Annotated in this window: 22 protein-coding genes and 1 pseudogene; 1 reads left to right on the top strand and 22 read right to left on the bottom strand. The window is 71.0% G+C overall.

Going from position 1 to position 19239, the window contains the following annotated elements:
- Window positions 1-82 precede the first annotated feature (82 nt).
- The 5 genes from AB0I49_RS29075 to rpsB all read right to left on the bottom strand — a co-directional run bounded on the left by AB0I49_RS29075 (window position 83) and on the right by rpsB (window position 4793).
- A complete protein-coding gene (locus tag AB0I49_RS29075) occupies window positions 83-1231 on the bottom strand; it encodes a phosphatidate cytidylyltransferase (RefSeq protein WP_363230078.1) in 1149 nt (382 codons plus the stop codon).
- Window positions 1231-1788: a ribosome recycling factor gene (frr, locus tag AB0I49_RS29070; protein WP_363230077.1), complete on the bottom strand. Its 558-nt coding sequence runs from the start codon at window positions 1786-1788 to the stop codon at window positions 1231-1233. The genes AB0I49_RS29075 and frr overlap by 1 nt, the downstream gene beginning before the upstream one ends.
- Window positions 1789-1972: 184 nt before the next feature.
- Window positions 1973-2752: a UMP kinase gene (pyrH, locus tag AB0I49_RS29065; RefSeq protein ID WP_363230076.1), complete on the bottom strand. Its 780-nt coding sequence runs from the start codon at window positions 2750-2752 to the stop codon at window positions 1973-1975.
- 160 nt (window positions 2753-2912) lie between these two features.
- A complete protein-coding gene (tsf, locus tag AB0I49_RS29060; protein WP_363230075.1) occupies window positions 2913-3767 on the bottom strand; it encodes a translation elongation factor Ts in 855 nt (284 codons plus the stop codon).
- Between the two features lie 102 nt (window positions 3768-3869).
- Complete coding sequence (gene rpsB, locus AB0I49_RS29055) at window positions 3870-4793, bottom strand: 30S ribosomal protein S2 (RefSeq protein WP_363230074.1); 924 nt, start codon at window positions 4791-4793, stop codon at window positions 3870-3872.
- A gap of 502 nt (window positions 4794-5295) precedes the next feature.
- On the opposite strand from rpsB, the pseudogene AB0I49_RS29050 reads away from it, so the two are divergent.
- A pseudogene (locus tag AB0I49_RS29050) lies at window positions 5296-5709 on the top strand (M23 family metallopeptidase); the annotation flags it as partial.
- Window positions 5710-6107: 398 nt separating this feature from the next.
- Here AB0I49_RS29050 and AB0I49_RS29045 read toward each other — a convergent pair.
- From AB0I49_RS29045 to AB0I49_RS28965, 17 genes are all read right to left on the bottom strand, one after another.
- A complete protein-coding gene (locus AB0I49_RS29045) occupies window positions 6108-6647 on the bottom strand; it encodes a TetR/AcrR family transcriptional regulator (protein WP_037965718.1) in 540 nt (179 codons plus the stop codon).
- 93 nt (window positions 6648-6740) lie between these two features.
- Window positions 6741-7577, bottom strand: coding sequence for an RNA polymerase sigma factor WhiG (whiG, locus tag AB0I49_RS29040; protein WP_363230073.1), 837 nt, complete (start codon window positions 7575-7577; stop codon window positions 6741-6743).
- Between the two features lie 243 nt (window positions 7578-7820).
- Entirely contained in the window at window positions 7821-8990 is a 1170-nt protein-coding gene (dprA, locus tag AB0I49_RS29035) for a DNA-processing protein DprA (RefSeq protein ID WP_363230072.1), read from the bottom strand.
- On the bottom strand, window positions 8987-10597 hold the full coding sequence (locus AB0I49_RS29030; protein WP_363230071.1) for a YifB family Mg chelatase-like AAA ATPase: 1611 nt from the start codon (window positions 10595-10597) through the stop codon (window positions 8987-8989). Before AB0I49_RS29030 ends, dprA begins: the two co-directional genes overlap by 4 nt.
- A complete protein-coding gene (locus tag AB0I49_RS29025) occupies window positions 10597-10953 on the bottom strand; it encodes a YraN family protein (RefSeq protein ID WP_363230070.1) in 357 nt (118 codons plus the stop codon). The genes AB0I49_RS29030 and AB0I49_RS29025 overlap by 1 nt, the downstream gene beginning before the upstream one ends.
- Window positions 10954-11257: 304 nt before the next feature.
- The gene (locus AB0I49_RS29020) at window positions 11258-11566 is read right to left on the bottom strand and encodes a DUF2469 domain-containing protein (protein ID WP_004944840.1); all 309 of its coding nucleotides are present in this window, start codon (window positions 11564-11566) and stop codon (window positions 11258-11260) included.
- 39 nt (window positions 11567-11605) lie between these two features.
- Complete coding sequence (locus AB0I49_RS29015) at window positions 11606-12121, bottom strand: NUDIX hydrolase (protein ID WP_363230105.1); 516 nt, start codon at window positions 12119-12121, stop codon at window positions 11606-11608.
- A gap of 16 nt (window positions 12122-12137) precedes the next feature.
- Window positions 12138-12899 carry a signal peptidase I gene (gene lepB / locus AB0I49_RS29010; RefSeq protein WP_363230069.1) on the bottom strand — a complete coding sequence of 254 codons (762 nt, stop codon included), beginning with the start codon at window positions 12897-12899 and terminating at the stop codon, window positions 12138-12140.
- A gap of 85 nt (window positions 12900-12984) precedes the next feature.
- Window positions 12985-13896, bottom strand: a complete 912-nt coding sequence (gene lepB, locus AB0I49_RS29005; protein WP_363230104.1) for a signal peptidase I — start codon at window positions 13894-13896, stop codon at window positions 12985-12987.
- Window positions 13838-14851, bottom strand: coding sequence for a signal peptidase I (gene lepB, locus AB0I49_RS29000; RefSeq protein WP_363230068.1), 1014 nt, complete (start codon window positions 14849-14851; stop codon window positions 13838-13840). Before lepB (AB0I49_RS29000) ends, lepB (AB0I49_RS29005) begins: the two co-directional genes overlap by 59 nt.
- On the bottom strand, window positions 14844-15638 hold the full coding sequence (lepB, locus tag AB0I49_RS28995) for a signal peptidase I (RefSeq protein WP_363230067.1): 795 nt from the start codon (window positions 15636-15638) through the stop codon (window positions 14844-14846). Before lepB (AB0I49_RS28995) ends, lepB (AB0I49_RS29000) begins: the two co-directional genes overlap by 8 nt.
- Window positions 15639-15683: 45 nt before the next feature.
- A complete protein-coding gene (gene rplS / locus AB0I49_RS28990; RefSeq protein WP_030884981.1) occupies window positions 15684-16031 on the bottom strand; it encodes a 50S ribosomal protein L19 in 348 nt (115 codons plus the stop codon).
- Window positions 16032-16180: 149 nt separating this feature from the next.
- Window positions 16181-16996: a tRNA (guanosine(37)-N1)-methyltransferase TrmD gene (gene trmD / locus AB0I49_RS28985; RefSeq protein WP_363230066.1), complete on the bottom strand. Its 816-nt coding sequence runs from the start codon at window positions 16994-16996 to the stop codon at window positions 16181-16183.
- The gene (gene rimM / locus AB0I49_RS28980) at window positions 16996-17592 is read right to left on the bottom strand and encodes a ribosome maturation factor RimM (protein WP_363230065.1); all 597 of its coding nucleotides are present in this window, start codon (window positions 17590-17592) and stop codon (window positions 16996-16998) included. The genes trmD and rimM overlap by 1 nt, the downstream gene beginning before the upstream one ends.
- A 148-nt stretch (window positions 17593-17740) precedes the next feature.
- The gene (locus AB0I49_RS28975) at window positions 17741-17980 is read right to left on the bottom strand and encodes an RNA-binding protein (protein WP_030884973.1); all 240 of its coding nucleotides are present in this window, start codon (window positions 17978-17980) and stop codon (window positions 17741-17743) included.
- 2 nt (window positions 17981-17982) lie between these two features.
- Window positions 17983-18423 (bottom strand): 30S ribosomal protein S16, encoded by a 441-nt coding sequence (rpsP, locus tag AB0I49_RS28970; RefSeq protein WP_363230064.1) that lies wholly within the window; start codon window positions 18421-18423, stop codon window positions 17983-17985.
- 156 nt (window positions 18424-18579) lie between these two features.
- Window positions 18580-19170 (bottom strand): hypothetical protein, encoded by a 591-nt coding sequence (locus AB0I49_RS28965; protein ID WP_030884967.1) that lies wholly within the window; start codon window positions 19168-19170, stop codon window positions 18580-18582.
- Window positions 19171-19239: the final 69 nt, after the last annotated feature.

Below are 19239 nucleotides of genomic sequence, written 5' to 3'. Positions count from 1 at the left end.
AGTGTCGCAGACATCCGCGAAGGGGCCCGCCGCCCTGTGGACAACGGACCCCTCGCTGGACAAGACGCGGGAAAGACGCAGGTCAGCCGCTGCCGACGAAGATCACCATGAGCAGCCACACCACGGGCGCGGTGGGCAGCAGGGAGTCCAGCCGATCCATGATCCCGCCGTGCCCCGGCAGCAGCGTGCCCATGTCCTTGATGCCGAGATCCCGCTTGATCATGGACTCGCCGAGGTCGCCGAGGGTGGCGCTGGCCGCGACCGCGCAGCCGAGCAGCAGCCCGTGCCACCAGGTCCCGTCGTCGATCAGGTACTGCATGCACAGCGCGCCCGCCACCATCGCGAAGGCGACCGCGCCGACGAGCCCCTCGCGCGTCTTTCCGGGGCTGATCCGCGGCGCGAGCTTGTTCTTGCCGAACTTCCAGCCCACCGCGTACGCCCCGGTGTCGCTGACGACCGTCAGCACGAGGAAGGTCAGCACCCGCCACGCGCCGTCGTCCGCGGCGAGCATCAGCGCCACGAACGTGGCGAGGAAGGGCACGTAGAACGCCGCGAAGATGCCCGCCGTGACATCCCGCAGATAGTCCTCGGGCGGCTCCGTCATCCGCCATACGAGCACGGCGAGCGCGGTGAAGGCCATGGCCACCCACGCGCCCTCCGGACCGTCGAGATAGCCGGCGATGACCATGGCGGCCCCGCCGACCGCGAGCGGCGCCAGCGGGGCCTTGATCGCCTTCTTCTCCGACAGCCGGGAGGTCAGCTCCCACAGCCCGACGACGACGGCGACCGCTATCACGCCGAGGAAGACGGGCTTGTAGATGAACAGGGAGGCGATGATGACCGCGCCCAGCCCCAGGCCCACCCCTATGGCCGCCCGCAGGTCACGGCCCGCGCTCTTCTTCACGGGCGCGGCGGCGGGCTCCGGCGCCGCGGGAACGGGCTCGGGCACCGGAGCGGGCTCCTGCTCCCCGTGGAAGGCCTCACCACGGAACTGTTCGTCACGGAACCGCTCTTCACGGAACTCTTCATCGCGGAACAGGGGGCCGCCGAGGTAAGCGGCCCCCTTCTCGCGGTCGTCCTGATCTCCGCCTGCGTCGGGCACGATGGGCATGGGCCGAGTCTGCGCCGCGTCGCCCATGTCGTGCACGGGACCCGCCGGACGAGCCGGTCCCCGGTCGGTCGGCCCCCGGTATCCGGCGCTCGGCGGGGCCCCCCAGGAAGAGTCGTTCATCAGACCTCGAGCAGCTCGGCTTCCTTGTGCTTGAGCAACTCGTCCACCTGCGTGACGTACTTCGCGGTGGTGTCGTCGAGCTCCTTCTCCGCGCGGCGGACCTCGTCCTCGCCGGACTCCTTGTCCTTGACGAGCTTGTCGAGGGTCTCCTTGGCCTTGCGGCGCACCGAGCGGATCGAGACCTTCGAGTCCTCGGCCTTGCCCTTGGCGACCTTGATGTACTGGCGGCGCCGGTCCTCGGTCAGCTCCGGGAACGTCACCCGGATGATGGTGCCGTCGTTGCTCGGGTTGACGCCCAGATCCGAGTCGCGGATCGCCTGCTCGATGTTGCGCAGCGCGCTCTTGTCGAACGGGGTCACCACGGCCATCCGCGGCTCCGGCACCGAGAACGACGCCAGCTGGTTGATCGGGGTCAGCGCGCCGTAGTAGTCCGCCACGATCTTGTTGAACATCGCCGGGTGCGCACGCCCCGTACGGATCGCCGCGAAGTCCTCCTTGGCGACCACGACGGCCTTCTCCATCTTCTCCTCGGCCTCGAGGAGGATCTCTTCGATCACCACTTGCTCCTGGTGTTATCAGTAAGCAGAGCCTCGCCCCTGCGCGCGTCTTCTCCTGCACGGTGTCCGACCGGCAGGCCGTTGTCCATCCCCGTGCCGCGCATCTCCCGCGGCGGGGGGTTGCCGTCGTGGCCGCACGGTCCCGGATGGGGGTCGCGTGCCGCTCGTACGGCCGTACGAGCCGTCAGGCCCGGGTACCCCGGTCGCTCACGAGCGTGCCGATCTTCTCACCCTTCACGGCACGCGCGATGTTGCCCTCAGCGAGCAGCTCGAAGACGAGGATCGGGAGCTGGTTGTCCATGCACAGGGTGATGGCCGTGGCGTCGGCGACCTTGAGCCCGCGGGAGATGACCTCGCCGTACTCCAGCGCGTCGAACTTCACCGCGTCCGGGTTCTTCTTCGGGTCGGAGTCGTAGACCCCGTCCACGCCGTTCTTGCCCATCAGCAGGCACTCGGCGTCGATCTCCAGCGCGCGCTGGGCGGCGGTGGTGTCGGTCGAGAAGTACGGCATCCCCATGCCGGCGCCGAAGATGACGACGCGGCCCTTCTCCAGGTGCCGCACCGCCCGCAGCGGAATGTACGGCTCCGCGACCTGGCCCATGGTGATGGCGGTCTGGACGCGGGAGTCGATGCCCTCCTTCTCCAGGAAGTCCTGGAGGGCCAGGCAGTTCATGACCGTGCCGAGCATGCCCATGTAGTCGGAGCGGGCCCGGTCCATGCCGCGCTGCTGGAGCTCGGCGCCGCGGAAGAAGTTTCCGCCGCCGATGACGACGGCGATCTCCGCCCCGTCCCGGACGACCGCGGCGATCTCTCTGGCGATCTTGTGCACGACGTCCGGGTCGACGCCCAGTCCCCCGCCGCCGGCGAATGCCTCACCGGACAGCTTCAGCATGAACCGACGGTGTTTGCCGCCGTCGGCACCCTTGTCGTCGGCAGCCTGCGTGGCGTCCGCGCCCTGATTCATTGGAGATCTCCTCGTGCACATACGAAGAAGGCCATTGCCGGTGGTACCTTTCGGTTCCCTCTGCGGCAATGGCCTCCTCGTCACATCTGCGGCCGGCTGGTGGACGGTCGGCTGCGTACGACCCTAGCGGGTCGCGGGTCGTTCGCTGACTTCGTCAGGCTCAGACGCCGACGCGGAAGCGGGCGAAGTGCTTGAGCGTGACGCCGGCCTCGTCCAGGACCTTCTGGACGGTCTTCTTGTTGTCCTTGGCGAACGGCTGGTCCAGCAGCACGCTCTCCTTGAAGAAGCCGGTGACGCGACCCTCGACGATGCGCTCCAGGGCGGCCTCGGGCTTGCCCTCCTCGCGGGCGGTGGCCTCGGCGACGCGGCGCTCGTTCTCGACCGTCTCGGCCGGGATCTCCTCACGGGTGAGGAACTTCGGCGCGAACGCGGCGATGTGCTGCGCCACGTCCTTGGCGGCCTCGGCGGCGGCCTCGTCAGAGGCGGTGCCCTTGTCCAGCTCGACCAGGACGCCGACCTGCGGGGGCAGGTCCGGGCTGGTGCGGTGCATGTACGCGGCCACGTAGCCGCCGGAGTACTGCGCGAAGCGGTCGAGGACGATCTTCTCGCCGAGGGTGGCGTTGGCCTCGTCCACGTAGGCCTGCACGGTCTTGCCGGGCTCGATCTCGGAGGCGCGGAGCGTCTCGATGTCGGCCGGGGCGGTCTTGGCGACGTGCGCGGCGAGGGCGTCGGCGACAGCGACGAACTTGTCGCCCTTGGCGACGAAGTCCGTCTCGCACTTCAGCTCGAGCAGCACGCCGGAGGTCTTGTCGTCGGCGATCAGGGAGACGACGGCGCCGTTCTCGGCGCTGCGGCTCTCGCGCTTCGCGACGCCCTTCTGGCCCTTGACGCGCAGGATCTCTACGGCCTTGTCGACGCTGCCCTCGGCCTCGTCCAGCGCCTTCTTGCAGTCCATCATGCCGGCGCCGGTGAGCTCGCGGAGCTTCTTGACGTCAGCGGCGGTGGTGTTCGCCATGGTCTGTGAATCTCTTCTCGAAAGTCGATGTGACTACGGGTGAACGGCGGGGACGGTGCGCTCGGCACCGTCCCCCTCCGTCATCAGCCGTGACGTGTGAGGTCAGGCCTGCTCGGCATCCGCGGGCTTGGCCTCCGCGGCCGGGGCCTCCGCGGCCGGAGCCTCGGCGGCGGCCGGGGCGTCAGCGGCGGCCTCGGCCGGCTTCTCGGCCTCGGCGGCCGGAGCAGCCGGGGCGGCCTCTTCCTCGGTCTTCTTGGTCTCGAGCAGGTCGCGCTCCCACTCGGCAAGCGGCTCGCCGACGGCCTTCTCGCCCTTGGCGTCACCGGAGGCGGCGCCGGAGCGGGCGATGAGGCCCTCGGCGACGGCGTCGGCAATCACGCGGGTGAGCAGGGTGACGGAGCGGATCGCGTCATCGTTGCCGGGGATCTTGTAGTCGACCTCGTCGGGGTCGCAGTTGGTGTCGAGGATCGCGACGACCGGGATCCGGAGCTTGCGCGCCTCGCCGACGGCGATGTGCTCCTTCTTGGTGTCCACGATCCAGACGGCGCTCGGCACCTTCTGCATCTCGCGGATGCCGCCGAGGGTCTTCTCCAGCTTGGCCTTCTCGCGGGAGAGGACCAGGAGCTCCTTCTTGGTGAGGCCGGAGGCGGCCACATCCTCGAAGTCGATGAGCTCGAGCTCCTTGAGGCGCTGGAGGCGCTTGTAGACGGTGGAGAAGTTGGTGAGCATGCCGCCCAGCCAGCGCTGGTTAACGTAGGGCATGCCGACGCGGGTCGCCTGCTCGGCGATCGCCTCCTGCGCCTGCTTCTTGGTGCCGACGAACATGATGGAGCCGCCGTGTGCGACGGTCTCCTTGACGAACTCGTAGGCGCGGTCGATGTACGACAGCGACTGGAGCAGGTCGATGATGTAGATGCCGTTGCGCTCGGTGAAGATGAAGCGCTTCATCTTCGGGTTCCAACGGCGGGTCTGGTGACCGAAGTGGACGCCGCTCTCCAGCAGCTCCCGCATCGTGACGACGGCCATGGCCGTACTCCTATGTGCTCGGTTCCCGCGCCGGCCGGGCGGCCGTCGCGCCTGACGCCCCGTCGCGCCCGCCGTGGACGGCGCCTTTGCGAGGAACCGTTCCGCGGACCGAGGGACACGGCCACCGGGCTGCCCGAGAGGGCCTGACGCGCCGGTGGCGGGGCGTGCGAAGTCGATCCGGTGACCCGGATCGCCACAAGAAGTGTACGGGACCGCCGCACCGACGGGTGACGCCGTTGTCCACAACCCACCAGTAGTCCACAGATCCGCACCAAGATCCCCCCGCGCGGACGCTCTGCGCCACGGTTCTCCCATGCGCCGACTGACGACGACCGCGTGCACGGCCCTGCTCTGGATCCTCACGACCATCTGCCCGACGAACGCACACGCGCTGGACACGCGGACGCCGCCCGACATCGGGTCCGATATCCGGAGAACGGCGCCGGCCGCCGCCGACGGGCCCGCCCGAGCCTGGCCGGTGACCGGAGCGGGGCACGCGCCCCGTCCCTCGGTCGTACGGGCGTGGGAGCCTCCCCCGGCGCCATGGGCGGCGGGGCACCGCGGGGTGGACCTCGCCGCGCGGGCCGGTCAGGCGGTGCGCGCGGCCGGTGGCGGCACCGTGTCCTTCGCGGGGACGGTCGCGGGTCGCGGCGTGCTGTCGATCGAGCTGTCCGGGACCGGCAGCCCGCCCCTGCGCACCACGTACGAGCCGGTGCGCGCGACGGTGCGCGCGGGCGACCGGGTGGCGGCGGGCCGGACCGTGGGCGCCCTGCGGGCCGGCCCGTCCCACTGCGCGGCGCCCTGCCTGCACTGGGGCCTGCTGCGCGGTCACCGCTACCTCGACCCGCTGTCGCTGCTCCCGCCGGAGATGCTGCGCGGCGGCCCGTCGCGGCTGCTGCCCGTCTTCGGCGTCCCGACGGGCTCCCCGGCCCTGGCCCCGGCCATCCTCCCCGCGACGACGGGAGGCGTGCGGGCGGCGCACGCGCCACGGCGACTGCGACCGGCCGCGTGGAGTGACGACACATCCCCGGCACACGTGATCACAGCAGCCGCCTTGGTCGCAGCCGCGGTGTGGGCGTACCGCGCGTTGCGCGCCGCCCAGCGCACCCGCCGAGCGCCGGGCGGCGGCCGCGCGGGGGCGAAAGGCATCGACGGCAGACGTGCGGCGGCAGGCGGCGCGGGCAGCCGGTACGGGTGACACACCCCGCCGGACGCGCGGAGGCGAACCGCCAGAGCACCCACACCACGGGGCAAGCGGCGCGGGCGACCGGGCATCCGGGGCCGTAAGCCCCCCGGGGGGGGAGGCCGGCCGCGTCAGCCCCGTACGCCCCGCAGGGCCATGGCGACGGCCGCTTCCGTGATGCGGTCCGGCTCCTCGGCCGCGCCGAGCTCGATGCGGCGCACGGCGGCGTCGACCACGCCCTGGAGGAGCATCGCCGCCAGTCGCGGCTGTTCATGCCCGAGACCGCCGAGCGCCTCGACGACCATCGCGATCAGCCCGCCGTGCGCGGCGCGGATCTTCTCGCGCGCCCCGGCGTCCAGCTCGCCCGCCGAGATGGCGACGACAGCCCGGTGCCTGCGGTCGCCGACGAGCGCGAGCTGCTGCCGCACATACGCCTCGATCTTCGCTTCCGGCGTGTCGACCCGCTCCATGGCGGACTCGACCTCCGCCGCCCACACGGGGAAGTCGACGGCGCACAGCTCCTCGACGACGGCCGCCCGGGAACGGAAGTACTCATAGACGGATGACCGCGCGAGCCCGGTCCGCTCGGCGAGGGCGGGGAAGGTCAGCGCCTCCGTGCCGCCTTCGGACAGCAGGGTGCGGGCGGCGTCCAACAGGGCGCCGCGCTGCATCGTCCGGTGCTCGGCCACTGAAGCCGCTCGAATCCTTGGCACCCTTCCACTTTACGGATGACCCGCGCGGAGGACGACGCTGGAGGGGAGGATTCAACGTCCGACATCGGCCAGCTTGGCCCGCAACTGGAGCACGGACTTGGTGTGGATCTGGCTGACGCGGCTCTCCGTGACGCCCAGGACGTTGCCGATCTCGGCGAGCGTGAGCCCCTCGTAGTAGTAGAGGGTGACCACGGTCTTCTCCCGGTCCGGGAGGGTGTTGATGGCGCGCGCCAGCAGCCGTCGCAACTCCCTGTCCTCGGCGATCTCGACCGGGTTGTCCGCGGCGGTGTCCTCAAGCGTGTCCATCAGGCTCAGCCGGTCGCCGCTCTCACCGCCGACGTGCAGCAGCTCCTCCAGGGCCACCACGTTGGCCAGCGACAACTGGCTGAAGACTCCGTGCAGTTCCTCCAGTCCGATGTCCATCTCGGACGCCACCTCCGCCTCGGACGGCGTGCGGTGCAGGGCCGCCTCCAAGGTGGCGTACGCGCGCTCGACCGCCCGCGCCTTCTGCCGGACCGATCTCGGGATCCAGTCCAGCGCCCGCAGTTCGTCGATCATCGCCCCCCGGATCCGGGTGATGGCGTACGTCTCGAACTTGATGGCCCGCTCGGGCTCGAATTTCTCGATGGCGTCGATGAGCCCGAAGACCCCGGAGGAGACGAAATCGGCCTGTTCGACATTGGGCGGCAGCCCCACGCTCACCCGTCCCGCCACATACTTCACCAGCGGCGAGTAGTGCAGGATCAGCTGCTCGCGCAGCCGCCCGTCGCCCGTCGCCTTGTAGGAGCGCCACAGCTCGTCGAGCGTCGAGGGCGCGGGAGGGCGCACCGTGCCGCGGGCGGCGGGCGGCACTGCCGCGCGGTCAGAACCCGAGGTGTGCTGGGGCATTCTTCGCCTTGAGCCGTTCTGCCGTGACGTGGGTGGGGTGCTCCATGGGAGCCGGAATTCTTGTGAGCGTAGCGTGACTAGAGCGTCGCAGTGCGCGAAGAGGGCGCGTTCGGTGGTGCGCAGATACGTTCCGCTGCCCGCACTCCGGGATGACGGCCGCCGGGTCGAACGGCGACCGCGACGGGGACGCTTCGCGCGCGTTTGCGGTCATCGTCCCCTAGCCTTCCACCGAAGCGCCCCAGGTCAAGGACCGCCCCGCCGTGCGCCCGCGCGTCGTCCGGCGGCCTCCGCGCCCCCTGCCGCCCCGGTCAACTGCCAGCTTTCGCCGGTGCGTTCGACGAAGCCGAGAGCCCGCAGCTCATAGAGCCTGCCCAGCACCTGGTCCCGGCTCAGGCCGGTCTCCCGCGCCAGCCGGTCCCAGGACGCCCCGCCGCTCCCGGGGAACGCGTCCAGCACCCGCGCCGCCGTGGCCTCCAGCAGGTCCCTGGCCACCACCGGCCCCTCCCTCGCGGGCGCCAGGTCCCCTATCCTCCCCACCAGCTCGATCACTTCGTCGGCGTCGGTCACCAGCGCCGCCTCCCCCCGCAGGAGTTCATGGACCCCGGCGGACAGCCCCGACGTCACCGGCCCCGGCACCCCCATCGTCGACCGCCCGAGCCGCTGCGCCCGCCGCGCCGTGACCAGGGAACCGCTGCGGTACTCGGCCTCCACCACGACCGTGCCCCGGGTGAGGGCCGCGATGACGCGGTTGCGCAGCACGAAGCGGCTGCGCGTGGGGTGCCCGCCGGGCGGCAACTCGGCCACGACGAGCCCCTGTTCCGCCATCCGTCGGATCAACTCGGCATGCCCGCGCGGATACGGCACGTCCACCCCCGAGGCCAGTACGGCCACCGTCGCCCCGCCCGCGGCGAGCGCTCCCCGATGCGCCGCTCCATCGACGCCGAACGCCGCTCCCGACACCACCACCCAGCCGCGCTCGGCGAGCCCCGCGCCGAGTATCGCCGCTATGCGCGAGCCGTAGTCCGTACAGGCCCGAGCACCGACGACGGCGACGGAGCGGAGCGCCCAGAGCCGCAGGTCCGCGTCGCCGCGCACCCAGAGGCCGACCGGCACGGCGTCCCCGAGGTCGTCGAGCTGCCGCGGCCATTCCAGGTCGCCCGGACACAGAAACCGCCCGCCGAGCCGGGTGACCGCCGCGAGGTCCCCGGCCGGATCGCATGCCGCCGCCCGCCGCCGGCACCCCTCGATACGGTCGGGCCCCGCACCGGGCGGCGGCTGGGCGCGCCCGGTCAGCGCCTCGACCAGCCGCACCGCCCCCAGCGTCCGCAGCCACCGCCCCACGGTCTCGTCCCCCGGCTCCGTGAGCCGGGTGAGCGCCGCCCGCGCGAGCCGCTCCTGCCCCGGCACGCTCATGGGAGGCACCCCGCCATGGCCGTGCCGCGCGCGATGCCCGTACGCAGCTCCAGCGCCCGGCCCACGTCCTCTTCCAGCGGACGGTCGTGCCCGGCGAGGTCCGCGATCGTCCAGGCGACCCGGAGCACCCGGTCCAGGCCCCGCGCGGTGAGGAGCCCGCGCTCCATGTCCCGTTCCGCGTCGCCCAACGCCCCCGGCGCGACCTGCCAGCGCGTGCGCAGCTCATGGCCGGGCACCTCGCCGTTGGTACGCCAAGGCGTGTCGGCGTACCGGTGAGCGGCCCGGTCGCGTGCGTCTCGGACCCGCGCCGCGACGACCGCCGTCGTCTCCGTCTCCGCGTCGAGTCCGACCAGTTCGGACCGGGTGACCGGTTCGACCGTGACCGTCACGTCGACCCGGTCCAGCAGCGGCCCCGACAGCCGGGCCCGATAGCGCTTGACCATCTGGGGCGAGCAGTCGCACCCGGCCCCGGAGAGCCCGTGCCGCCCGCACGGGCAGGGATTCGCGGCCAAGGCGAGCAGAAATCCGGCGGGCAGCCTCATCACTCCCCCGGAGCGCGCGACGACCACATGCCCCGACTCCAGGGGCTGCCGCAGGGCGTCGAGGACCCGGCCGCTGAACTCAGGAGCCTCGTCCAGAAAAAGTACGCCGTTATGAGCCAGGGAGACCGCTCCGGGCCGGGGCAGTCCGCTGCCGCCGCCGACGAGCGACGACATGGAAGCGGAGTGGTGGGGCGCGCAGTACGGGGCGCGTTTGATCAAGGGCTGGCCGGCGGGTAGCGCTCCGGCCACGGAGTGCACCGCGGTGACTTCCAGCGACTCCTGCGGCGTCAGTGGCGGCAGCAGCCCGGTCAGCCGCTCCGCGAGCATGGTCTTGCCCGCCCCTGGCGGGCCCTTGAAGAAGATGTGGTGCCGCCCGGCCGCCGCCACCTCCAGTGCCTGGCGGGCCTTGGTCTGCCCGGCGACGTCCGCGAGATCGGGGATCCGCTCGGCGGTGAGCGAGCCGGTGCCCATGCCGGCCCCGGGCACCGCCAGCCCGGCGAGCATCGGGTCCGGCCGCCCGTCGGCCGGAGACTCCTCCTCGTCGGGGACCGGCTCATCGTTGAGCACCGCGATGAGCTGGCGCAGCGTCCGTACGCCGAGCACGGAGACGTCCGGCACCAGCGATGCCTCGGCGACGGTCCGCTCGGGGACGACGACCTGCCGGTACCCGGCGTCGGCCGCCGCCAGTACCGCGGGCAGGATGCCGCGCACCGGCCGGACCCGCCCGTCGAGCCCGAGTTCGCCGATCATCATCAGGTCCGCGATCTGCCGCGGGTCGATCCGCTCGGCGGCCCCGAGCACCGCGCACGCGACAGCCAAGTCGAAGCCGCTGCCCCCCTTGGGCACGGACGCCGGGCTGAGGCCGACCGTCAGCTTCTTCTGCGGCCACTCGCCTCCCGAGTTCACCACCGCGGCCCTGACCCTGTCCCGGCTCTCCACAAGGCTCTTGTCGGGGAGCCCGACCAGCGCGAAGGCCGCGAGGCCGGGTTCCAGATCGGCCTGGACCTCCACGACGACGCCTTCGACGCCGACGAGCGCCACGGAGCACGTACGGGCGAAACCCATCAGGCCACCCCCTTCGCGTGTTCGACGACCGGAGCGCCCCGGCGGGGCAGCAGCACGCCGATCAGATCGATGCGCACGCCGCCCGGCGGAGGTCCGCCGTTCCGGTCGAGCCAGCACTCCGCGAGCCGCCGCAGCCGCGCGGCCTTGACCGGAGGGACGGCGGCCATGGGGTGTTCGTACGGACCCGCCCTCCGGGTCTTGACCTCGCAGACCACGAGCGCGTCGCCGTCGAGCGCGACGATGTCGATCTCCCCGTCGCGGCATCGCCAATTGCGCTCCAGGACGTCCATCCCGGCCTCGGCCAGCTGGCGTGCCGCGAGGTCCTCCCCGTACCGCCCGAGCGTGCGGCGCCGCACTTGCGCCGGATCACGCCGGGCGCTTTCCTCGGACCCCACTCCGGCGCACGCGCCCCCTGGGGGCGCCCCACTTCGCGCCGCGGCGTCTCGCGCCGCCCCTCGTGTCCGTCGTGAATGTCGCGGTCGCTGCGGCTGTGCGGGCTGTGGCTCTCGCGCTTGGCGCGCCTGTAGTGGGGCTGCGGTCGGTCGCTCCCCGGGGTGCAGCAGCATCGGCACCACCTCCGACACCGACTGTGACGCCCCCGGCCGGATCTATTGGATCTTGGTGGATAACTCCGGCGGTTACCGACGGGTTGTGGACAACTCAGCCACTCGGAAGGTCGAGGTCGCTCTTGTTGAGCTCCTCGATATTCACGTCCTTGAACGTCAGCACCCGCACCTGCTTGACGAAGCGAGCCGGGCGGTACATGTCCCAGACCCAGGCGTCAGCCATCGAGACCTCGAAGAAGACCTCGCCCTGGACCGAGTGCACCTGCATCTCGTAGTCGTTGGTGAGGTAGAAACGCCGCTCGGTCTCGATCACGTATTTGAACAAGCCGACGACATCGCGGTACTCCCGGTAGAGCTTCAGCTCCATCTCGGTCTCGTACTTTTCGAGGTCCTCGGCGCTCATGGCGTGTTCCCCTTCAGCCGTGCGTCCCCCCATTGTGCGTCAGGCGTGCTCAGTCTCCAGGAGCACCGGCGTACTCGGGGGTCCCTCGTCGAGCAGCGTCTGCACCAACTCGGCGAGTCTGGTCGGATACACAGTCTCACGCGTCGTGAGAAGTTCCTCGCAGGTCCACCACCGCAACCCCGTCACGCTGCGGCGTTCCAGATCTGTCGCTCCGCCCGTCCAGGACGCCTCCTGTTCGCTCCGGGCCAGGTAGTACCACTCCTCCTGCTCCCAGCGCCGCCCGTCGAAGGGAAACGAGCAGTGCCGCTGCCAGAGCACCGGGCCCAGCTCGATGTCTGTGATCCCGGTCTCCTCCGCCAGCTCCCGGCGCGCCGCCCGCTCCCACGCCTCGTCGCCCTCCAGCCCGCCGCCCGGCGTGCACCACCAGGTCATCGACGGGTCGTCCGGCTCGAAGCCATGCATCAGCAGCACGCGGTCCCGCCCGTCAAGCAGCACCACCCGCGCCGCCTTCCGCCGCCCCTCAGCGGGCCCCTCGGCCACGGACTCCTCGGGCACCAGTTCCTCAGGCCGCTCAGACACGAGCTCCGCCCCCTTCCACAGCAGCCGCCCCGCCGCGGCCCCGTCGGCCCATCCGGCGCGCAATCGGCCCGTACGCCGCCCCGCCCAAGATCAACACCGCGCCCGCGGCCACCGAGATCACCACCAGCCGCAGCGGTCCCGGCTGCGAGGTTCCGCCCGGCATCTCCTCGAAGGCCGCCGGCCGCGTCATCATGCCGAGGCTCTTCACCGGCCAGGCCGTGGCGTCCACCCGCGCCTTCACCGCTCCGCGCGGTACGGACCCGTGGTCGCTGTCGGTCAGGTGGACGCGCGAGTCGAGCGAGGTCACGCGGTGGTCGCCCAGCAGGAAAAGCTGTCCCTTGGGGACCGTGGAGGAGAAGGCGGTCGGCGAGGCCGGCCCCTTGTCGGCCAGATACGGCTCCTCGACGGGTTTGCCGTTGACCGTCATCCGGCCTTCGCGGTCGCAGCAGGCGACCTTGTCACCGCCGACCGCCACGACCCGCTTGACCATCGGGACCTTGCCCCACACCTGGTCCTCGAAGACGACCACGTCGCCGCGGCGCACCGCCCCGCCGTCTATTCGCTCCGCGAGCACCCGGTCGCCCCGCCCGATGGTGGGCGCCATCGAGTCGGTGGGCACGGTGTAGGGCTGGTAGAGCACGGCGCCCCAGGCGAACCCGCCCAGGAAGAGCACACAGCCGACGGCCACGGCCAGCCCGGACAGTGTCCTGCCCGCGCGGCCGCGGCCGTCGTCCGTTCGTACAGCTCCGCTCATCCCTGTGCTCCCGCCCCGCGTAGAAGTCGGATTCCATGTGCCCTGCGACACGGAATCGCACACTACCCGGCGGTACGGACCAGGGTCAGCCCAGTCGCGCGGCCTTGTTGATCAGCCGGCGCCGGCGCCACAGCACCAGCGGCACCGCGCCCGCGAGCCCCACGACCGGCGGCGCGACGGCACCCGCCGCGCTCAGCCCCGGCTGGTCGAAGGTGTCGGGGACGGGCAGCGTGGTCCAGCGGTTGATCGGCCAGGCCACGACGATGGCGCGCCCGACGACCTTGCTGACCGGGACCGTGCCGCCGCCGGGCAGGTCCTGGTGGTAGCGCGAGTCCAGGGAGTTCTGGCGGTGGTCGCCCATGACCCAGATCTTCCCCTTGGGGATCTTGATCGGACCGAACGGCTTGTCGCCGCAAGGGGTGTTGCCGGGGAAGATGTACGGCTCGTCGAGCGCCTTGCCGTTGACCTTGACGGGCCCGGTGTTCTGGCACTCGATGGTGTCCCCGCCCACCGCGATGACCCGCTTGATCAGGTCTTTCTCCTGGGACGAGGGCATCAGCCCGATGAAGCTGAGGGCGTCCTGGATCGCGTTGGTCTTCGGGGTGGGCTCGTCGTCGAGCCAGTGTCCGGGGTCGTGGAAGACGACCACCTCGCCGCGGTCGGGCTCCGAGCCGAACCACGGCGTCAGCTTGTCCACCAGCACCCGGTCGCCCTCCAGCAGCGTGTTCTGCATGGAGGCCGACGGGATCGAGAACGCCTGCACCAGGAAGGTCTTGATCAGCAGGGCGAGCACCAGCGCGATGCCGATCAGGATCGGCAGTTCCTTCCAGAAGGAACGCTGCTTCTTCTGCTTCACGCCGCGGCTTTCCCGTTGCGAGGAGTCCTCCGGTGGCTCCGGGGGCCCGGCCGCTTCCGGCACACCGGTCTCTGGAGCCCCCTCAGTCCCATCGGGCCGCTTTTCGGGCTCTTCGTGACCGGATCGTGCGCCGACCGCCAAATCCCCCACATCCACTCCTCACTCCGCGCTGCCGCCAGACCCACGACCGACGTAGGCCCACAGCTCCCATAACGAGCGGGAGTTCCGCAGGGGTCGGGAGCTGGATCATTCCTTGCCGATCCGTGGGGGACAGACTATTCGGCGAACCTCTCGCCTGCGTTGCCTCGCCCCGCGCGTCTTTCACCGATGCGAACGTGTCCGATTCCGTGAGCCCACGCCAGTGCGAGAACGGCCACGCGATGACCACGGCCCGCCCCACGACCCTGTCCTGGGCGATAGTGCCCTGGTGAGCGTCCTGCAAGTGGTAGCGCGAGTCCCCCGAGTCGGAGCGGTGGTCGCCCATCATGAAGTACCGGCCGGCGGGCACCGTGACGGAGAACTCGATCTTCGAGGGCGGGTTGCCGGGGTGCAGATACGGCTCGTCGAGCGGGGTTCCGTTGACGGTGATTTTGCCGTTCTTGTCGCAGCACTTGACCGTATCGCCGCCGACGCCGATGACGCGCTTGATCAGATCCTGCTCGTCCGCGGACGGCAGCAGCCCTATCGCCGCCAGCCCCTCCTTGACCTGTTTGACGACCACCGGGTCGGGCTTCGGCTTCGGCTCGTCGCGGAGCCAGTCCCCGGGGTCCTTGAAGACCACCACGTCGCCGCGGTGCGGCTTGGACCCGAACCAGGGCGTCAGCTTGTCCACCAGCACCCGGTCGCCGATCCGGATCGTCTGCTCCATCGAGCCGGTCGGGATCACGAACGCCTGGACGAGAAAGGTCTTCAGCACCACGGCGATCAGCAGCGCCACACCGATCAGGATCGGCACTTCCTTGACCGCGGACCGGCGTCGCCGCCGCTTGACGCGCCGCGCCGTCTTCCGCCGCTCCGCCCGGCCGCCGGGCGTCGCCGAGCGGGGTATCTCGCCCTCGTGCTCCGCGTGCTCCCGCTGCCGCCCCCGGCTACCCATGCGCGCCGCCGGGCTCCGGTACGTCCGCGAAGCCGCCCGGCCGCTTCAGCGACGTGATCCGGCCGAAGGGCCAGCCAATCCAGTCCGCCCGTCCGATCACCCGGTCCACGGGCACGGTGCCGCCGCCGGGCTCCCCGAGGTGGTCGCGCGAGTCACGGGAGTCGTCGCGGTGGTCGCCCATGACCCACAGCTTCCCATCCGGCACCACGACGTCGAAGGACACTCGCGACGGCACGTTCCCCGGATACAGGTAGTCCTCGGTGACCGGCCGGCCGTTCACCATCAGCCTCCCCCGCTTGTCGCAGCAGGTGACATGGTCCCCGCCGATACCCACCACGCGCTTGATGTAATCGGTACCGGCCGGCTCCATCAGCCCGACCGCCGAGCCCACCCGGCGCACCAGGCCGGCCACCGCGTTCTCGGACGGCGCGTCCTGAAGGAAGGAGTCGGTGCCGTCGAAGACCACAACGTCACCGCGGCGCGGTTCGTCCCCGAAGCGGTACGCGAGTTTATTGACGAGCACCCGGTCGCCCACGTGGAGGGTGTTCTCCATGGAGCCGCTGGGGATCAGAAAGGGCTGCACCACGAAGCCGCTGACGACCAGCAGCAGGACGATGCAGGTGGCCAGGGACAGGGCTGTCTTGCGCAGCGGCCCGCCGCCCGTGACCCACTGCCAGGCCGCCCGCGGGGAGGGGCGGGAAAAACGCGCGGAGCGCGACCCCTGCTCCTGCCCCTCTTCGGGGCCGGGAGAGCGGTCGCGCTCCGTGAGCTGTGCGTCGGTGTTCATCGAGCCGAGAGCCTATCCGGCCTGGCCCGAGCGCCGGACGGCAGATTACTTGTCGCGCTTCTCCTTGATCTTCGCGGCCTTGCCGCGGAGCTCACGGAGGTAGTACAGCTTCGCGCGACGCACGTCACCGCGGGTGACGAGCTCGATCTTCTCGACGATCGGGGTGTGCACGGGGAAGGTGCGCTCGACGCCGACGGAGAAGGAGACCTTGCGGACCGTGAAGGTCTCGCGCACACCGGCGCCCTGGCGGCGGATGACTACGCCCTTGAACTGCTGGACACGGGAGCGGCTGCCCTCGATGACGCGCACGTGGACGTTGACGGTGTCGCCGGGGCGGAAGGCCGGGATGTCGCTGCGCAGCGATGCGGCGTCGACGTTGTCGAGAAGGTTCATGACCGTCTGCTTTCCTCGCTGATGCCACAGGTCATCAGCGGAAATTCGTGATGAGAGTGTGAAGGGTGCCGCTCCGGTGGAGCGGCGCTGTGTCGGGCGGACGTCGTTCCCCCTGTGGCAGGGGCGCACGCCGGACGTACAGCAGCGGCCTATTGTTCCATGGCCTGCCCCGGCCGCCCAAATCGGCCGTCGGGGAGCTCCGCCCAGCCCAGTGCCGCGAGGATTTCGCGGTCCTTCTTGTCGAACGCGGCCGGGTCGGCGCGCTCGATCAGGTCGGGCCGGTTCGCGGTCGTGCGGCGGAACGCCTCGTCGCGCCGCCAGCGGGCGATTTTGCCGTGGTGGCCGCTGATCAGGACCTCGGGGATGCCGTGCCCGCGCCACTCGGGGGGCTTGGTGTAGACGGGCCCCTCCAGGAGGTCGGCCATCGCACCCGGGGCGAAGGAGTCGTCGCGGTGCGATTCGGCGTTGCCGAGGACTCCGGGCAGCAGCCTGGCGATGGCCTCGACCATGACGAGGACCGGGGCCTCGCCGCCGGCGAGCACGTAGTCGCCGATGGAGACCTCGCGCACATCGAACCGCTCGCCGTACTCCGCCATGACGCGGCGGTCGATGCCCTCGTAGCGGGCCGGGGTGAAGACCAGCCAGGGCCGCTCGGAGAGCTCCACCGCGAGCTGCTGGGTGAAGGGCACGCCGCTGGGGGTCGGCACGACCAGGGTGGGCCGCGCGTCGCCGTCGCCCGACCCGATGACCGCGTCGAGGGCCTCGCCCCAGGGCTCGGGCTTCATGACCATGCCTGGGCCGCCGCCGTACGGGCTGTCGTCGACCGTGTTGTGCCGGTCGTGCGTCCACGCGCGCAGGTCGTGCACCCGTACGTCCAGCTGTCCGCGGACGCGCGCCTTGCCGACCAGCGAGACGTTCAGCGGCTCCAGGTACTCCGGGAAGATCGTGATGACGTCGAGGCGCATCAGGCGTCGTCCTGCCCGGCGTCCCGGCCGCCCCGCGCGGCGGAGTCGCCCTGCCCGGCCTCCCGCGCGCTCGCGATCTCCGCCTGGCTGTCGTCGATCAGGCCGGGCGGCGGGTCGATGACGGCGCGCTGCGCCTCCAGGTCGATCTCCGGGACGATCTCGGCGACGAAGGGGATCATCACTTCGCTGCCGTCGGGCCGCTCGACGATGAAGAGGTCCTGGGAGGGCAGGTGGGAGATCTCGGTGATGCGGCCGATCTCGTCACCGTCGACGGTGACGACGTCGAGGTCCATCAGCTGGTGGTCGTAGAACTCCTCGGGGTCCTCGGGGACCTCCTCGGGGTCGACCTCCGCGATGAGGAGCGTGTTGCGCAGGGCCTCGGCGCCCGTACGGTCGGTGACGCCCGCGAAGCGCAGCAGCAGCCGGCCGCTGTGCACCCGTCCGGTCTCGATGGTCAGTGGACCGGCGGCGGCCGGGTCCGTGGCCAGTACGGCGCCGGGGCCGAGCCGCAGTTCGGGCTCGTCCGTACGCACCTCCACCGTGACCTCGCCCTTGATGCCGTGGGCGCGTCCGATCCTGCCGACTACCAGCTGCACTGTGCCTGTCTCCTCCGTGCGGCCGAGCGGCGGCCGCTTCCGCGGGCGTGGCCGCGCGCCGTCGCGGCTGCTCGTTTCCTGGTCACTGCCGACAAAGGCCGGGGGTGGCCGAAGCCGCCCCCGGCCCATGCCGGTGCTGTATCGCTGCTCAGTGGACCTGGTCCACGTCGACGAGGTCGACGCGGATGCCGCGGCCACCGAGCGCCCCTACGACGGTGCGCAGGGCACGCGCGGTACGGCCGTTGCGGCCGATCACCTTGCCGAGGTCGTCGGGGTGCACCCGGACCTCCAGAACGCGCCCGCGACGCAGGACGCGCGAGGCGACCTGTACGTCGTCGGGGTTGTCGACGATGCCCTTCACCAAATGCTCGAGGGCTTCCTCGAGCATCCTCAGGCCTCGGTCGACTCGGTGGACGCGGTGGCCTCGGCCGCCTCGTCCTTCTTCTCCGACTTCTTCGCCTTCGGGGTGATGGCCTCACCCTTCGGCTCGTCGCCGGAGCTCTTGGCGGCGGCCTCGAAGAGGGCGCGCTTGTCGGCCTTGGGCTCGGCGACCAGCATCGGGGCCGGGGCGGGCAGGCCCTTGAACTTCTGCCAGTCGCCGGTCACCTTGAGGATGGCCATGACGGGCTCGGTCGGCTGCGCGCCGACACCCAGCCAGTACTGCGCGCGCTCCGAGTCGACCTCGATGCGCGACGGGTTCTGCACCGGGTGGTACAGGCCGATCTCCTCGATGGCCCGGCCGTCACGGCGGGTACGGGAGTCGGCGACGATGATGCGGTAGTGAGGCGAACGGATCTTGCCCAGACGCTTCAGCTTGATCTTGACTGCCACGGAAGTGGTGTCTCCTGGTCTTGACGTGGTTGGGCACAACGAGATGCCACGTGGGGTTGCGGTACCCGATCTGCCCGATGGACGCGTCAGCCGGAGGAGAGAGGGATCCTATGCGACTGTCGAGTACAGCTGACCATTCTGCCATACGGAGGCTGGTCAGCCGACCGCCAGCGCCTCGGGGATGCGGAACGGCTGTCCGCACCCGCCGCACATGATCGGTGCCTGCGCCAGCACCGATGGCACCACACGGACATTCCGGCCGCAGTCGCACACGGCCTTCACCCGCACCCCGCCGCCGGACGAGCCGTGCCGGGCGGCGGGCCCCCGAAACGTACGCGAGGTGTCGGCCGTGGTGGCGACGGTATGGGCCTTGAGCGCTCGCTGGAGTCTCTCGATCGTCGGGCGGTAGCGCTTGCGGGCCTCCGGGTTGAGCACGACCAGCGAGAACCCGCTGCTGGGATGCGGCTCCTCGGAGTGGTCCAGGCCCAACTCCTCGGCGATCGCCAGGAATCGGCGGTTGTGGTAGCGGCCGGCGCGTGAGGTGTCGCGGACGCCGCGGGCGGCGGCGATGCCGTGGACTGCCTCATGCAGCAGCCGTTCGAAGGAGAGCTCCGCGCCGCAGGCGGACGAGGACTCTCCGATCAGGGATTCGGGCGCGGCCAGGTCCGGCAGCTCGGGATGGTGCCGTTGAATGTCGGCCCAGGCGAGCGCCAGTTCGGCGGCGAGAACAGGCGGTGTCGTGCTCACGTCGTGACAACGAGCCGGGATGGCCCGGTGTTCCGATACCGGGCCATCCCAAATAATTTGCACGTACCA

This window comes from Streptomyces sp. NPDC050617, assembly GCF_040654795.1.
Taxonomy (GTDB): Bacteria; Actinomycetota; Actinomycetes; order Streptomycetales; family Streptomycetaceae; genus Streptomyces.
The sequence above is the reverse complement of the archived record's forward strand: the minus strand, read 5'-3'. Positions and strand labels throughout refer to the sequence as shown.

Excerpts from the sequence above, each read along its gene's own strand:
- AB0I49_RS29075 (WP_363230078.1), bottom strand. The coding sequence starts at position 1,231 with ATGAACGACTCTTCCTGGGGGGCCCCGCCGAGCGCCGGATACCGGGGG.
- pyrH (WP_363230076.1), bottom strand. The coding sequence starts at position 2,752 with ATGAATCAGGGCGCGGACGCCACGCAGGCTGCCGACGACAAGGGTGCC.
- tsf (WP_363230075.1), bottom strand. The coding sequence starts at position 3,767 with ATGGCGAACACCACCGCCGCTGACGTCAAGAAGCTCCGCGAGCTCACC.
- rpsB (WP_363230074.1), bottom strand. The coding sequence starts at position 4,793 with ATGGCCGTCGTCACGATGCGGGAGCTGCTGGAGAGCGGCGTCCACTTC.
- AB0I49_RS29045 (WP_037965718.1), bottom strand. The coding sequence starts at position 6,647 with ATGCAGCGCGGCGCCCTGTTGGACGCCGCCCGCACCCTGCTGTCCGAA.
- whiG (WP_363230073.1), bottom strand. The coding sequence starts at position 7,577 with ATGCCCCAGCACACCTCGGGTTCTGACCGCGCGGCAGTGCCGCCCGCC.
- dprA (WP_363230072.1), bottom strand. The coding sequence starts at position 8,990 with ATGAGCGTGCCGGGGCAGGAGCGGCTCGCGCGGGCGGCGCTCACCCGG.
- AB0I49_RS29030 (WP_363230071.1), bottom strand. The coding sequence starts at position 10,597 with ATGGGTTTCGCCCGTACGTGCTCCGTGGCGCTCGTCGGCGTCGAAGGC.
- AB0I49_RS29020 (WP_004944840.1), bottom strand. The coding sequence starts at position 11,566 with ATGAGCGCCGAGGACCTCGAAAAGTACGAGACCGAGATGGAGCTGAAG.
- lepB (WP_363230069.1), bottom strand. The coding sequence starts at position 12,899 with ATGAGCGGAGCTGTACGAACGGACGACGGCCGCGGCCGCGCGGGCAGG.
- lepB (WP_363230068.1), bottom strand. The coding sequence starts at position 14,851 with ATGGGTAGCCGGGGGCGGCAGCGGGAGCACGCGGAGCACGAGGGCGAG.
- lepB (WP_363230067.1), bottom strand. The coding sequence starts at position 15,638 with ATGAACACCGACGCACAGCTCACGGAGCGCGACCGCTCTCCCGGCCCC.
- rplS (WP_030884981.1), bottom strand. The coding sequence starts at position 16,031 with ATGAACCTTCTCGACAACGTCGACGCCGCATCGCTGCGCAGCGACATC.
- trmD (WP_363230066.1), bottom strand. The coding sequence starts at position 16,996 with ATGCGCCTCGACGTCATCACGATCTTCCCGGAGTACCTGGAGCCGCTG.
- AB0I49_RS28975 (WP_030884973.1), bottom strand. The coding sequence starts at position 17,980 with ATGCTCGAGGAAGCCCTCGAGCATTTGGTGAAGGGCATCGTCGACAAC.